The sequence below is a fragment of the Acinetobacter proteolyticus genome (assembly GCF_000367945.1).
GTDB classification, from domain to species: Bacteria; Pseudomonadota; Gammaproteobacteria; order Pseudomonadales; family Moraxellaceae; genus Acinetobacter; species Acinetobacter proteolyticus.
On record NZ_KB849179.1, the window covers coordinates 2,848,854 to 2,862,575 of the forward strand.

The window sequence follows — 13,722 nt, forward strand, 5'->3', positions numbered from 1 at the left end:
GTGATAAAGGCAAATTTCCTACCAAAGATTGGCATATTAAAAAAGTGCAATGTTGCTTATGTTAAAACAGATATAAACAATAAAATGATTGTTTTTGAACCGATGTCATGAAATCACAGACAGAATTCAGCGCAGGAAAATGAATGTTATCTTCCTATGCTTAAGCTTAAGTGATTGAGAGAATGAGGTTAGATATTCGTTAATTGACCACATGACTATCGTTTCTCAGAACAGAAATCACCAGTTCTCTGAACCAGCGAAACTCCGGAGAACGATGCTGACGTTCATGCCAAAGTAGATAATAAGAAATTTTGGGAAACTGGATTGGCACATCGGAAATAGTCAAAGGCAATAATGCACTATAATGGCGAGAAAATGAGCGCGGAGCAGAAAAAATCGCGTCAAGTTGTAGCAGCATATAAGGAATCATTCCAAAGTACGGAATAAATGCCACAATATTACGTTTTAAGCGCTCTTTGGATAAATGTAAATCGATGACTCCACGTTGTCCTACGGTATAAGGTGTTGGAGCAATATGATCAGCATTAAGATAATCATCCACCGACAGAGTCTTATGCGCCAGAGGATGCGACTTACGCAGCAAACAGACCACTTCATCCTCGAACAATGGAGCAAGACGTAAGTATTCAGGAGGCTGTGGCCAGTTCCCAATCACCGCATCGTACATACCACTTTCCAATGCGTGTGCATAATCTACATTATGTCCCATGGAATGCATAATAACCGTGCAATGGGGTGCTTCTACATGAATCCTACGAAGAATTTCACCAATCGCGATGGGGTTTAAATAATCTGATGCTGCTAGATTAAATACCTGACGCGATTGTGCTGGGTCAAAATTAACTTGTTGGGTGGCAATTAATTCAAGCTGACTTAATACCTGACTCACTGGCTCGAGTAAGGATAAACCACGTTCAGTAGGGGTCATGCCGTTGCGGCTACGTACCAAAAGCTGATCACCTGTGATTTCCCTTAATTTTTTTAAAGCGGTACTAATGGCAGGTTGTGATTGATTCAGTCGTTTGGCTGCATTAGAGACACTTTTTTCTGTTAAAAGCACATATAAAACTTGCAGCAAATGTGCGTCTAATGCTTCCCATTTATTTGTTGGATGAATCACCAATTCGTCCTTATCTAAGATGACCCGAGTCTATACGCAAAATTTATACCGTCTCTGACCTACAATAAGACATAACAATTCACAATGATTAAAATAAAAACAGTTTTACGATTTATCTCAGTTGATAGCCAATAAACCAGCCATCGGAATAAATTTTGGTTGATGGCGAATATGATTGATCCAACGACGGATGTGTAAAAAAGGCAGCAAACTTACACCCGCATCCCAAGCCAATGCAACTTGAGGAAATACAATCAAGTCAGCCGCCGTCAGTTGCCCACCCAATAAATAACGGTGTCCGCAAATGGTTTGCTCACATAAATGATCATCCAGCTCACGGAGCTGCTGCGCTGCCTGCTTAAATAATCTTTTTTCATCTGTCAAAAATTGATCCATTGTCAGACTGGCCTGACGTAATTGTGCCAAACTCAGTTTGAGTTTCTCATTAAAATCATGCCAATCCTGTATTTGCGATGACAAATAAACTGGTATCCATTGGGATTGTGTTCCTGTTAATTCAATTAAATATTGAAAGATGAACATCAGCCCAGATATGTTTGAAGAAGAATCTAATAAAACTGGCGATTCAAATTTATTATCGAATTGCTCAACATCTGCATATACAGACTGGTAAGGAAGTTGTAAAAACTCAAGTAACAAACGTACACTATAGCAATCTGTCGATAATGGATCATCGGCAAGATTTAGAGGCAATGTTGATAGATTCACATTCATACCACTTGCTCCGTTTGCATGCTTTTATGTACTCCATAGCTCCAATTCTTGGTGATCAGCCATTTGCGATATGCGGTCGCTAGTGCATCAGCTTTTGTCGGAATTTCCAGTTTTTCCAAAGGAAGTTTTAAAGGCAGATGATTTTCCAGAATCGGTTTGTCCTGAGTAAAAATTTTCTGTTGAAATAAAACCATATCGGTCATGCTGCTCGTCTGATCATCCAAAATCATCAGTAAATGCGCCCGAATATGAGTTTCACTCAGGGGTTGAATGAAAAGACACACTACATCAGCAGGAATAATCCCCTTAGCCGCAGTATTCACTTTATATAAAATTGCGTTTAAGGGGGAAGCAACGCGATAGATATATTCAGTTTCCTGCGGCTGAGGTGAACTCGGTGCGGCAAGTGGTTGAGTAAAAAAACATTCCGTTGCCCAGATTTCATCGACATCTTCACGCCATTCAACGTGATAGGGTTTGACTGCAGTTTCTGGTTCAGCTCCCAAAATACCTGTATGCACATACGGGAAATGTGCCATATCCAGAAAATTTTCTATGCCACGTAATGGTGATGTGCGTACCCCGTAAGCACCACATGGCACACGGCGTGCTTCTACAATTTCATATTCATCAAGCTGAAATAATGGTTTTTTCTCAGTTCCGACACATAACCATACAAAACCAAAAGCCACTTGCACAGCCAAATTCAACATATCTGCCTCGAGTGAATCGAACTTCACCTGATAAACATGGACACCATCGATGATATCTCGATGGATATTTAAAGTTTGTCCATCCAGACATGTTTTTATCTGCTGGCACTGAAGGAATTCCTGCTCTGAAGCAACCACGATCCATTCACCCATCAAACTAGATGAAATCATCTGAGAATACTGCTGTGTATTAGGCATGGCTGAGTTTCTCCGACTCCAGATTTTCTCGCATCTGTTTTAATAAAGGATGACATTGAGTAGGCTTTGCGCTTTGCAATAGCATGGCATGTACCGTCACAACATTGGTCTGTGTCGGCGTGAGATAAATACGCAATGTACGATCTGCATCATCTCGCCAACTCAATCCATTGTGCATAGCGCATTCAGTCAAACCCGCTGCCAATAAGTAATCTTGTACTTGAGACAGTGTGACCGAGATAGTGACAGACCCTGCATAGACTAATTGTATTTCCTCAAATAAAGGATCAATGTCAGGTAAAGCATCTTCGCCATACCAAATCAGGCCTGAATTTTCCATGACTGCATAAGATCTTGCACATACACTTTTCGGTGCGCGCTGTTCAGGCTGAGCAGGAATACGCTGACAATGCCCATCTTCTGCGGCAAACTGCCAACCGTGATAGGCACAGACCAGACTTTCACCCTGTACCTGCCCCAAACTTAAACGCACACTACGATGTGGACAACGGTTTTCCCAGATTTGAACATGACCCTGCATGGAACGCCAGACAGCAACATCTTTATCCCTCACCAGAACCTGCTCTACCTCACCTGTTTCGATCAGTATAGAAGGCACTAACGGAATCCATTGACCTGTAATCATGCCCATTTTCCTCAATATAACTTAAACCACTTTAGCCAATTTTTATTTTGGCAATACACCTTGCACACCTTGTACATAGAAGTTCATTTTGTCGAGTTGCGCTTCGGTATAAACACTGCCCGCCTTGACAAATTCTTTACCTACCTGTGTATATAAAGGGCCTGCAAATGGATTCAATTTGCCTGCTTTAATCGCATCACGACGAGCTAATACCATCTTTTTGGCATCCGCAGAGACCGCTGTTCCAATATTTTCAACATTGATCGTACCTTCTTTAACACCATAGTAGATCGGTGCATTTCTCCATTTTTTCGCAGCAACATCTTTTAGCACTTTGTCGTAAATCGGATCCCAATGTAGTACCGCAGCACCCAATTGTGCATCGCCACCAAATTTACCCATATCTGAGTTCCAACCTAATCCCCAAACACCTTTTTGTTTGGCTGCCTGAACAACTGCTGGCGAATCAGTATTTTGTAATAACACATCACAGCCTTGTGAAATCAAAGCCAATGCGGCATCACGTTCTTTACCCGGATCAAACCATGAACTAACCCAAACCACCTGTGTCGTGATTTTTGGATTAACACTACGCGCGCCAATGGTAAATGCATTGATATTACGCACTACTTCTGGAATGGGATAAGAACCAACAAAGCCAATTTTATTGGTCTTACTTTTGCTTCCCGCCAATACACCCATTAAATACGCCCCTTGATAGGTACGGATATTGTAGTTACCCATATTCTTACCAGACTTATAGCCCGTCGCATGCATAAATACGGTATTCGGATAAGTACGTGAAACTTTTTCCATCGCATTCATATAGCCAAATGACGTTCCGAAGATCACTTTATTGCCTTGCTGTGCTAGATTACGAAATACTCGCTCCGCATCTCCTGTTTCAGGCACATTGGCAACAAAGGTCGTTTTTACTGCTCCTTTCAGATCTTTTTCGGTGCGAATGCGAGATTGGTCATGTGCATATGTCCAGCCATGATCACCTGGCGGACCAATATAAACAAAAGCTGCTTTGAGTGGATCAGCCGCATAAGCTGCAGTCACCATTGTTGCTGTTGTCGATAGAGCCCCTACGGTGAGTAAACCACTACTAGCCGCACAAAATGCGGTCTTTTTAAATTTTGAGAATAATTTTGAAAATAAACCCTGCGGGCTTTGATCGTGTAACGTATTTGGATTTTTGTTCATTTCAATAGGCATCGCATTACCCCAATTTTGTTATGGTATAAACGCCAGAAAATAAAATTGCTCGAATCACAATGATCTATTTTCCAGAATACATAGAGGTAAAATGCAACGTTTGCGCCAACATTCAGTTTAATATTTTTAATTGATCATTTTTAAATAAAGGTTATACAAAAATTAAAATAGATCATTCTTTAAATTAAAAATAAAATTCATAATAATCAAATTGTTAAAATAAAATTTTTTAGCAACCGCTACTTTCTCTTACGGCGCAATAATCGCTCCAAAAAGTAATTTCTTGATCGTGATAATTATTTTGCACAAGTGTGGAACATCTAGGACCCACACCTGCTTCAAAATCGTATTTCTAATTCCGAAGTAACTGCGCTACCTTTGCAGGAGTTTTCTTCTGTGCCATGACAATACCGATCAGAATCATGATCCCACCAATGCTGTGATAAACAGTCCAATGTTCCGACAACCACAGGCTGGCAATAATTGCGGTAAATACAGGCATTAAATTCATAAAAATACTGGTACGGTTTGGGCCAATCGCCTGTACCGCCACCATCCATAATAAAGGTGCAATCAGCGATGGAAACACCCCTGCATAGAAAACACTGGCTGCATTTTCAGCATTAATCCCATCTAGGCCAAACCAGAGCAAGAATGGGAGGTGATACAACAATGCAAACGCAATTTGTACATATAGACTGGTCAGCAATGGCAATTGCAGCTGCCATTTTTTTAGAAAAACCCCATAAAAGGCATAGAACCCGACAGCGAGTACCATCACCGCATCGCCCCAATGTCCGCCCTGTGCAAACAAACTGGAAATATGCCCTTGGCTCATGACATAGATCAAGCCAGCAAAGGACAACAGACTGCCAAAAATCGCAAAACGGTTTGGTGCATCTTTTAAAATGAAATAAGAGATAAAAATGGTAAATATCGGGACAAAGGCATTCACAATGCCCATATTGGTTGCGGTGGTATAATGCGCTGCGGTATAAGAAAGACCTTGATACAACACCATCCCAAAAGCACTCAACACCGCTAATTTAGGCAGGTATGGCACAATTAAACTGCGCTGTTTCCATACTTTCGGTAGCATAAACGGGGTTAAAATAAGAAAGGCAACAAACCAGCGATAAAAACTGATACTAACAGGTGAAATATAGTCCGCCACATAGCGGGTCACGGCAATATTCAGCGACCAAATCAATACCGCAATCAAGGGCAAAACAAAAGCCCATTTCTGGTATTTACTTAACTGACCCATCATTTCCTCACCATATCTCAGCAATGGGAGTATTGTGGTAGATGTCCAAAATAATTGAAATATCGTATTTCAGACATTTATATCGCAGTCACGACATCACTGCTTAGAATAGCTCCCAAGCACGCATCGCATGTTCAACCACTTTATGCAATTGTTCAACCGTTGCCCCATCTCGTGCCTGAATAGTCAAACCTTGCACAACCGTTGCATAGAAGTCTGTCATTTCTTGTAAAGGCGCTGTTGCTGGCAAATCCCCGTTGGCAACCCCCTGCTCTAAACGCTCAAACAGTTTTTTCTTGGTCTGCAAACGCTTTTCCAGAATGTTGTGTTGCACCGCCTGTGCATTGTCCGAGCAGTTCATGGTGGCAACCACCAACATACAGCCTGCTGGTTTATTGGGTTGCGCTAAACGTTTGACGTTGTCATATAAATAAAGCTCAAATGCAACTTTGGCGGTTTTGGCTTCTAAAAAAATAGGCACAATCGGACAAGCTTCATGCGCCAAATAATAATCGATGCATTTATAAAACAGCCCCGCTTTATCACCAAAGCTACTATATAAGCTTGGCGCAGTCAGCTCTAACGCTTGTGTTAAATCACTGATCGACGTGGCTTCATAACCATGCTCCCAAAATAACAACATGGCTTTTTCCAAAGCCTGCTGCTCGTCAAAACACTTCGGACGACCACGCTTCTTTTTCAAGCTGTCATCACAGGGTGTTGGCAGAGGATCAGGTGCATTTGTCATAATAGTCACAGGTATTTTCATAACGATCACTATCAAATTAATTGACGCAGCAACATTAATCAACTATTTTATTTTATATCGATCGTTATAAAAAATTAATATTTTTCAATTTTATTGTTATCTAACTAACAATAAAGGGAATTTTTATGGAAAATCCATCTGCAACTGACATCAGCTCACTGGAGTCAAACCGTTCGCAAGGAAACTGGCTCGCATTGCTCTCTGTTACCTTCAGCGCCTTTGCCTTGGTCACAGGTGAGTTTCTTGCGATTGGTGTACTCAATGACATCGCACGGGACTTTCAAGTCTCTGTAGGAACAGCAGGTCTAACCGTTTCATTGACCGCAATCGTCGGCATGTTTGCTGCAGTGCTGATTCCAATTTCGGCAAAGACACTGGATCGGCGTACTCTATTACTGATGCTCACGCTGCTGATGATTGTTGCCAATCTGCTTACAGCATTTGCGCCTAACTTTATCCTGCTGTTAGTCGGACGTATCATTTTGGGCGTTGCCGTTGGCGGATTCTGGGCCACTGCGGTTGCCTTAAGCGGTCGTCTTGCGCCACCTCATTTACCGATTGCCAAGGCAACGGCTTGGGTGGCCTTCGGCGTCACCTTGGCCAGTGTATTGGGTGTTCCGATGGGCACATGGTTGGCTCAGTATAATGGTTGGCAAACCTCTTTCACGGCGATTTCATTGATGGGGATAGTTCTGTTTATCTTCCAGTATCTATATCTGCCTCAGCTCAAGCCAGCTTCTTCGCTACGCTGGAAAGAACTCCCGATCCTATTGCAACATCCTGCTGCACGTAAAGGCTTGATCATCTTTATTTTTATGGGTTTTGCACATTTTGCGGCGTATAGTTATTTTTCTGCCTTTTTTAAGCATCAATTGGACTTCTCTGACGGTTTGATTAGTCGCTTACTGCTGGTCTATGGGATTGCAGGGATTTTTGGCAATATTTTTGCAGGCTATCTGGGTCAGAAGAATATTCGTTATACCTTCGCAGTCAGTGGTATTACCTTCTTCTTTGCTTTTTTGTTCCTGCCGCTGTCTGGAGCACAGGTCAGCTCTGCAATCATATTGACGGCTTTATGGGGCTTCGCTTATGGCATTATCCCAACCGCAGTCAACATCTGGATGTTTACCCATGCCCCTGAAGCTGTTGAAAAAGGTATGCCAATGGTGACATTGACCTTTTTAATCCTGATTGCGTTGGGCAGTATGTTTGGCGGCATTATCGTGGATTATTTTAATGGTACGGTGTTATTTTTCGCCATGCTGCCATTGGTCCTCTGTTCTCTGGTGTTGATCTTTACACTGGCACGCGGTCTGAACAATCCCAAAAGCCATGATCAAAAGCAATGATACAAGTCGAGATGACCGACACAGCTATTTTAGGTTGAGATGGGCTTCATCTGTGATCAATGGTCGCTGCTATACAACAACAAGTTAAGGCGACCGTATGGATCGCTTTCTGTTCCAGTACCAATGATCCCAACCATACAAATTTATAATAAGCCTTACAGATATTTTCATAATGATCACTATAAAAATATTTGACGGCGTTATATTTATCTACTATTTTATTTTATAGCGATCGTTATAAAAATTTAATTTATTCTCCACCCTTTTGTCATCCAACTGACAAATAAGGAAATTCTTATGGAACAATCCACCTCTTCAGACACACGACCCACTGAAACCACACAAGGAAGCTGGTATGCAATTTTAGCTGTCGCTGTTGCTGCCTTTGCATTAGTTACCAGTGAATTCTTACCTGTGGGCGTCCTCAATAGTGTCGCGGCGGACTTAAATATTTCCGTCGGGACTGCAGGCTTAATCATTACCCTACCTGGGGTGATGGCTGCGATTGCCGCACCCTTACTACCAATTTCCGTGAAACAGCTGGATCGTCGCTATGTGTTGATCCTGTTGACTGCAATTATGGTGATTGCCAATACCATTACCGCTTTTGCAGATAGCTTCAATGTATTATTGCTCAGCCGTTTGGTACTCGGGATTTCAATTGGTGGTTTCTGGGCCACCGCCATCGCGCTCAGTGGCAAACTTGCACCAGCACATTTACCCATTGCCAAAGCGACCGCCATTGTGATGGCTGGGGTGACCTTTGCCACTGTTTTAGGGGTTCCAATCGGCACTTGGCTCAGTGAATTCTATGGTTGGCGCAGTGCCTTTGGAATTACCGCTGCAATCGGTTTGGTCGTGTTGGTGCTGCAACTGATTTTCTTACCTGCGCTGAAACCTGAGTCAGCCATTCATTTACGTGACCTACCGGCCTTACTCCGTACCCCCAAAGCACGTAGTGGGATGCTGATTGTTCTGTTAATTGGTCTTGCTCACTTCTGTGCCTATAGCTATTTAGCACCGTTCTTTAAGAATATTGCTGGCTTTGATGGCACCACCATTGGTTCATTACTGTTACTGTATGGTATTGCAGGTATTTTTGGTAATGCCTTTGCTGGCTATAGCGGCAATTTAAATGTGCGCTATACCCTCGCCTTTGTTGGGATCTGTTTTGCCATCGTATTCTTCGGCTTCCCAATTTTCGCGACTCACCAGTTTGGGGCAATTGTATTGACTGCTTTATGGGGCTTCGCTTTTGGTGCTTTCCCGACCTCAGCCAATATTTGGATGTTTGTGCATGCACCTCACGCGGTGGAAAAAGGCATGCCTCTATTCGTGGGGATGTTCCAAGTGATGATTGCCACAGGTTCACTACTCGGTGGTTATGTGGTTGATCATTTCAATGAAAATATCTTAATTTATGGTGTAATCAGTTTTGTTGCCTTGGCATTGATTAGTATCTTTACTTTGGCCAAAGGCCTAAACAATCCTAAAGTGACCTACGAAAACTAAAATGGGCCCCTCAAATGAAGCATGATGTTGCTGAACAATTTCCCTTTTTACACGGTATAGAAGTCCATGAATTTCTATATCAAAAGGATGATATTGTCACACCGCATTCTTCACTTTGGGGTGATTTCAATTTTAGTTTGAATGGGACTTTAGAATTTGATATTGAAGGTCAATACTACCTCTCACCACCGAGTTATGGGTTGTGGTTACCGCCACGAACCGAACATCAATCATTGCCCGTTGAGCACGAAATTCACTATATCTGTATTCGTCTGCATCCTAAGTTTGGTGATTTTTTAGGGGATAGTTGTCGCTGTTTTAGTATTGAACCGTTTTTTCGGGTCTTAGTGCTGCAAATCTTAGAGCAGCAAAAACAGGTTACTGCACCTGAATACCTTGAACACCTGCTTCAAGTTTTATTCGATCAACTCAAGCAGGCACCTGCCTATTCACATTATTTGCCCCAAAGCAGCCACCCGATTTTAGCGCCAATCTTAGAAAAGCTGTCTGATCCTGAATTATTTAATAGCAGTTTACAGCAGGTATTACAGAATTTTACGGTGAGCGAGCGGCACGTTCTACGTCTGAGTCAACAAGAGTTACAACTGTCGCTGTCAGAATGGCGTAATCGCGCCAAGATTATTTTTGCCATCAACCAAATCCGCCAAGGGATGACCATTAAACAGTTGTCTTTTGCTTTGGGCTATCACCACAGCTCCAGCTTTATTGAGTTTTTTAAACGCTATACGGGACAAACCCCCATTCAACTTAAAAATGCTTCTCTCTGAAATAAAGGCTTGGTTTTTCTGATTATTTGTATGGATTCATATCAAGAGCATTGCACTCTACCGCAATAGCAGTTAAAACAAACAGGTCTTGTCACAACAACAAATTAGGACATATCTTATGAGCCAATCGGTTTATCACATTCCCGTTAAGGACATTCAAGGTCAAGAAGTCGATCTCGATCAATATCAAGGCAAAGTTTTGCTTATCGTTAACGTGGCATCAAAGTGTGGTTTAACACCACAATATGAAGGTTTAGAAAAACTGTATCAAGCCAAGAAAGACCAAGGCTTAGAAATTCTGGGCTTCCCAGCGAATAACTTCTTAGAACAAGAACCAGGAACCAATGACGAGATTCAACAGTTCTGTTCACTGAATTATGATGTGCACTTCCCTCTTTTCGCCAAAATCTCGGTTGCAGGCGACGACAAACATGCCTTGTATCAAACCCTGACGCAGGCTATTCCAGAGCGTATTGGTGAAGGTCCATGGTGGAAAGACTTGGTTGATTATGGTTTAACCCCAAATAACCCACCAGAAGTGTTATGGAATTTTGAAAAATTCTTGGTGAATAAGAATGGTGAAATTGTTGCTCGTTTTGCACCGGATATCACTGCCGATGACGCACGTATCATCGATGCGATTGAAGCTGAATTAGCGAAATAATTTTGCTAAACAAATAGAAAAGAGCAGTTGATCTGTTCTTTTCTATGTAAAGTAAAAAATGCTTTCAATTCCAGTACCTCATCCAAACTGTTGCTAATTTGCAAAAATCAGTTTTTTCTCCATAGTTTCTCATTATAGTGACCCTCTTCTTGTAATCTGGTGTCGTTCAGCCATGGTGGAAAAATTCTCTATCAAAGCCATTCTTTCCGTATCCACACTTGCCACAGCTTTAATACTGGCCGGTTGTGATCAAACACCTCAGGACAATGAAGGAGCAGAATCAACGGCTGAGGTCGAACAAAACCTGACCCAGACCGAAGATGAGCAATTAGAAGCCGCAGCGCCTCCAGACACTCAAACCCTAAGCCGTGGCAATGTGTTGAATATCGCCCGTGATATTGCCAAATTACAGATTGAAACCGATGACTATGTCACCTTGCTCAAGCAATCACAAAGTAATTTGGAACAGGCGATCCAAGATAAAAATGTGCAACAACTACAAAGCACCACGGGTGAGTTGAATCAAGAACTGCATAAGCTGCACGATGCTTTATTGTCCTTGAATTTAAAAAGTGATGAAGTCGATCAAATTCGTCAAAACTTATTGGCTGCCAATCAACAGCTGTTAAATATGCCCTTATTACACGGTCAAACTGATCTTTCAAAAATTGATTTTGCCAAGATCGAGAAACAGTTTAATAGCATTCAAATGGATATGGTCAAGCTGGCGACCTTGGTATTGGGTGATAAAACGGATTCAAATGCTTAAAGATCATTTATTCTAATTTTCGATTCATCATAAAAAAAGCCACCTGACGGTGGCTTTTTTCAATCTCGAACCTGCAATAATTAAAGTGCGCGGTTTTTGATTTTACGAATCGTTTCAAGCTGAGCTGCAGTTTCTGCAAGCGAAGCAAGCGCAGCAGCAGAATCCAGATCACTCTTTTGATTTGCGAGCAATTGTTCAGCTTGTTTACGAGCTTCCATAATTGCCACTTCATCTAAGTTGTCAGCACGGATTGCAGTATCTGCAAGCACGGTCACAACATGAGGCTGAACTTCTAACACACCGCCAGATACATACACGATTTCTTCTGTACCATTTTCCAACTGAACACGGATCGGACCCGGTTGGAGTAAAGTTACGAGTGGCGCATGTCCTGGTAAAATACCAAGCTCACCGCCCGCACCTTTTGCGATTAACATCGTAACTTGTCCAGAGTAAATCGACTCTTTCACACTTACAACGTCACATTGCATCGTCGCCATGAGAATCTCCTTAAATTAGAGTTGCTAATTAAAGTTTCTCGGCTTTAGCAATCACTTCGTCAATACCACCAACCATATAGAACGCTTGTTCTGGAATGTGGTCGTATTCACCAGCTAATAGACCTTTAAAGCCACGAATCGTTTCTTTAAGTGGTACTAATTTACCAGGCGCACCCGTAAATACTTCAGCGACGTGGAACGGTTGAGAGAAGAAACGTTGGATTTTACGCGCACGGTAAACAACCAATTTATCTTCTTCAGCTAACTCGTCCATACCCAAGATTGCGATGATGTCTTTAAGCTCTTTATAACGTTGCAATACGTTCTGTACAGAACGTGCAATTTCATAATGCTCAGCACCAACAACCAATGGATCTAACTGACGTGAAGTTGAGTCAAGTGGATCGATCGCTGGATAAATACCAGAAGATGCGATGTCACGGCTCAATACAACAGTAGCATCTAAGTGAGCAAACGTTGTTGCAGGCGATGGATCTGTTAAGTCATCGGCAGGTACGTATACTGCTTGGATCGATGTGATCGAACCAGATTTAGTCGACGTAATACGCTCTTGAAGAACACCCATTTCCTCTGCAAGTGTCGGTTGGTAACCTACTGCAGATGGCATACGACCTAACAATGCTGATACTTCAGTACCTGCAAGTGTATAACGGTAGATGTTGTCGACGAATAATAATACGTCACGACCTTTACCATTTTCGTCTTTTTGATCACGGAAGTATTCAGCCATGGTCAAACCAGTCAACGCTACGCGTAAACGGTTACCTGGTGGCTCGTTCATCTGACCGTAGACCATTGCTACTTTGTCAAGAACGTTAGAATCTTTCATTTCGTGATAGAAGTCGTTACCTTCACGAGTACGCTCACCAACACCAGCAAACACAGATAAACCTGAGTGAGCTTTCGCGATGTTGTTGATCAACTCCATCATGTTAACGGTTTTACCAACACCGGCACCACCGAACAGACCAACTTTACCACCTTTCGCGAACGGGCAAAGTAAGTCGATGACTTTAATACCAGTTTCTAAAAGATCAGTCGAAGCTGCTTGTTCAGCATAAGAAGGTGCTTGACGGTGAATCGGCAAACGCTCTTCAGTCGCTACAGGACCCGCTTCATCAATTGGGCGACCCAAAACGTCCATGATACGACCAAGCGTAGCAGGACCTACTGGAACAGAAATCGGTGCATTTGTGCTGGTTACATTTAGGCCACGTTTAAGACCTTCTGTAGAACCCATTGCGATGGTACGAACAACACCATCGCCAAGCTGTTGCTGAACTTCTAATGTAGTTTCAGTACCGTCAACTTGGAGAGCGTCATAGATCTTAGGAACGCTATTGCGCTCAAACTCGACGTCGATAACCGCGCCGATGATCTGAATGATACGACCGCTACTCATTGCTGTCTCCTCAATTCAAACTTAATA

At 42.3% G+C, this 13,722-nt stretch carries 14 protein-coding genes; 5 read left to right on the top strand and 9 right to left on the bottom strand.

What is annotated here, in order from left to right:
• Positions 1-199: 199 nt before the first annotated feature.
• The 7 genes from F993_RS03850 to F993_RS03820 all read right to left on the bottom strand — a co-directional run bounded on the left by F993_RS03850 (position 200) and on the right by F993_RS03820 (position 6,678).
• Positions 200-1,141 carry a LysR substrate-binding domain-containing protein gene (locus tag F993_RS03850; protein WP_004656492.1) on the bottom strand — a complete coding sequence of 314 codons (942 nt, stop codon included), beginning with the start codon at positions 1,139-1,141 and terminating at the stop codon, positions 200-202.
• 117 nt (positions 1,142-1,258) lie between these two features.
• On the bottom strand, positions 1,259-1,876 hold the full coding sequence (locus F993_RS03845; protein WP_004656494.1) for a glutathione S-transferase family protein: 618 nt from the start codon (positions 1,874-1,876) through the stop codon (positions 1,259-1,261).
• Positions 1,873-2,787, bottom strand: coding sequence for a hypothetical protein (locus F993_RS03840; RefSeq protein ID WP_004656496.1), 915 nt, complete (start codon positions 2,785-2,787; stop codon positions 1,873-1,875). Before F993_RS03840 ends, F993_RS03845 begins: the two co-directional genes overlap by 4 nt.
• A complete protein-coding gene (locus tag F993_RS03835; protein WP_004656497.1) occupies positions 2,780-3,433 on the bottom strand; it encodes a Rieske 2Fe-2S domain-containing protein in 654 nt (217 codons plus the stop codon). The genes F993_RS03840 and F993_RS03835 overlap by 8 nt, the downstream gene beginning before the upstream one ends.
• Positions 3,434-3,475: 42 nt before the next feature.
• Positions 3,476-4,654 (bottom strand): BMP family ABC transporter substrate-binding protein, encoded by a 1,179-nt coding sequence (locus F993_RS03830; protein WP_004656499.1) that lies wholly within the window; start codon positions 4,652-4,654, stop codon positions 3,476-3,478.
• A 352-nt stretch (positions 4,655-5,006) separates the two neighbouring features.
• Positions 5,007-5,921 carry a DMT family transporter gene (locus F993_RS03825; protein ID WP_004656501.1) on the bottom strand — a complete coding sequence of 305 codons (915 nt, stop codon included), beginning with the start codon at positions 5,919-5,921 and terminating at the stop codon, positions 5,007-5,009.
• Positions 5,922-6,024: 103 nt separating this feature from the next.
• Positions 6,025-6,678, bottom strand: coding sequence for a TetR/AcrR family transcriptional regulator (locus tag F993_RS03820; protein ID WP_407637354.1), 654 nt, complete (start codon positions 6,676-6,678; stop codon positions 6,025-6,027).
• 137 nt (positions 6,679-6,815) lie between these two features.
• On the opposite strand from F993_RS03820, the gene F993_RS03815 reads away from it, so the two are divergent.
• From F993_RS03815 to F993_RS03795, 5 genes are all read left to right on the top strand, one after another.
• Positions 6,816-8,039: an MFS transporter gene (locus F993_RS03815; RefSeq protein WP_004656506.1), complete on the top strand. Its 1,224-nt coding sequence runs from the start codon at positions 6,816-6,818 to the stop codon at positions 8,037-8,039.
• Positions 8,040-8,336: 297 nt separating this feature from the next.
• The gene (locus tag F993_RS03810) at positions 8,337-9,551 is read left to right on the top strand and encodes an MFS transporter (RefSeq protein ID WP_004656507.1); all 1,215 of its coding nucleotides are present in this window, start codon (positions 8,337-8,339) and stop codon (positions 9,549-9,551) included.
• Between the two features lie 14 nt (positions 9,552-9,565).
• On the top strand, positions 9,566-10,339 hold the full coding sequence (locus F993_RS03805; RefSeq protein ID WP_004656509.1) for an AraC family transcriptional regulator: 774 nt from the start codon (positions 9,566-9,568) through the stop codon (positions 10,337-10,339).
• A 118-nt stretch (positions 10,340-10,457) separates the two neighbouring features.
• Positions 10,458-11,003: a glutathione peroxidase gene (locus tag F993_RS03800; protein WP_004656511.1), complete on the top strand. Its 546-nt coding sequence runs from the start codon at positions 10,458-10,460 to the stop codon at positions 11,001-11,003.
• A gap of 172 nt (positions 11,004-11,175) precedes the next feature.
• Entirely contained in the window at positions 11,176-11,772 is a 597-nt protein-coding gene (locus tag F993_RS03795; RefSeq protein WP_004656512.1) for a hypothetical protein, read from the top strand.
• A gap of 80 nt (positions 11,773-11,852) precedes the next feature.
• Here the strand turns inward: F993_RS03795 and F993_RS03790 are convergent, their stop codons facing one another.
• Together F993_RS03790 and atpD are read right to left on the bottom strand one after the other, a co-directional pair.
• Entirely contained in the window at positions 11,853-12,272 is a 420-nt protein-coding gene (locus F993_RS03790) for a F0F1 ATP synthase subunit epsilon (RefSeq protein WP_004656515.1), read from the bottom strand.
• 28 nt (positions 12,273-12,300) lie between these two features.
• Entirely contained in the window at positions 12,301-13,695 is a 1,395-nt protein-coding gene (gene atpD, locus F993_RS03785) for a F0F1 ATP synthase subunit beta (protein WP_004656517.1), read from the bottom strand.
• Between the last annotated feature and the right edge of the window lie 27 nt (positions 13,696-13,722).

What these genes read in the sequence shown, in the direction of transcription:
- F993_RS03805 (WP_004656509.1), top strand. Translation starts at nt 9,566, where the DNA reads ATGAAGCATGATGTTGCTGAACAATTTCCCTTTTTACACGGTATAGAA.
- F993_RS03830 (WP_004656499.1), bottom strand. Translation starts at nt 4,654, where the DNA reads ATGCCTATTGAAATGAACAAAAATCCAAATACGTTACACGATCAAAGC.
- F993_RS03845 (WP_004656494.1), bottom strand. Translation starts at nt 1,876, where the DNA reads ATGAATGTGAATCTATCAACATTGCCTCTAAATCTTGCCGATGATCCA.
- atpD (WP_004656517.1), bottom strand. Translation starts at nt 13,695, where the DNA reads ATGAGTAGCGGTCGTATCATTCAGATCATCGGCGCGGTTATCGACGTC.
- F993_RS03790 (WP_004656515.1), bottom strand. Translation starts at nt 12,272, where the DNA reads ATGGCGACGATGCAATGTGACGTTGTAAGTGTGAAAGAGTCGATTTAC.
- F993_RS03810 (WP_004656507.1), top strand. Translation starts at nt 8,337, where the DNA reads ATGGAACAATCCACCTCTTCAGACACACGACCCACTGAAACCACACAA.
- F993_RS03800 (WP_004656511.1), top strand. Translation starts at nt 10,458, where the DNA reads ATGAGCCAATCGGTTTATCACATTCCCGTTAAGGACATTCAAGGTCAA.
- F993_RS03795 (WP_004656512.1), top strand. Translation starts at nt 11,176, where the DNA reads ATGGTGGAAAAATTCTCTATCAAAGCCATTCTTTCCGTATCCACACTT.
- F993_RS03825 (WP_004656501.1), bottom strand. Translation starts at nt 5,921, where the DNA reads ATGGGTCAGTTAAGTAAATACCAGAAATGGGCTTTTGTTTTGCCCTTG.
- F993_RS03815 (WP_004656506.1), top strand. Translation starts at nt 6,816, where the DNA reads ATGGAAAATCCATCTGCAACTGACATCAGCTCACTGGAGTCAAACCGT.
- F993_RS03835 (WP_004656497.1), bottom strand. Translation starts at nt 3,433, where the DNA reads ATGATTACAGGTCAATGGATTCCGTTAGTGCCTTCTATACTGATCGAA.
- F993_RS03840 (WP_004656496.1), bottom strand. Translation starts at nt 2,787, where the DNA reads ATGCCTAATACACAGCAGTATTCTCAGATGATTTCATCTAGTTTGATG.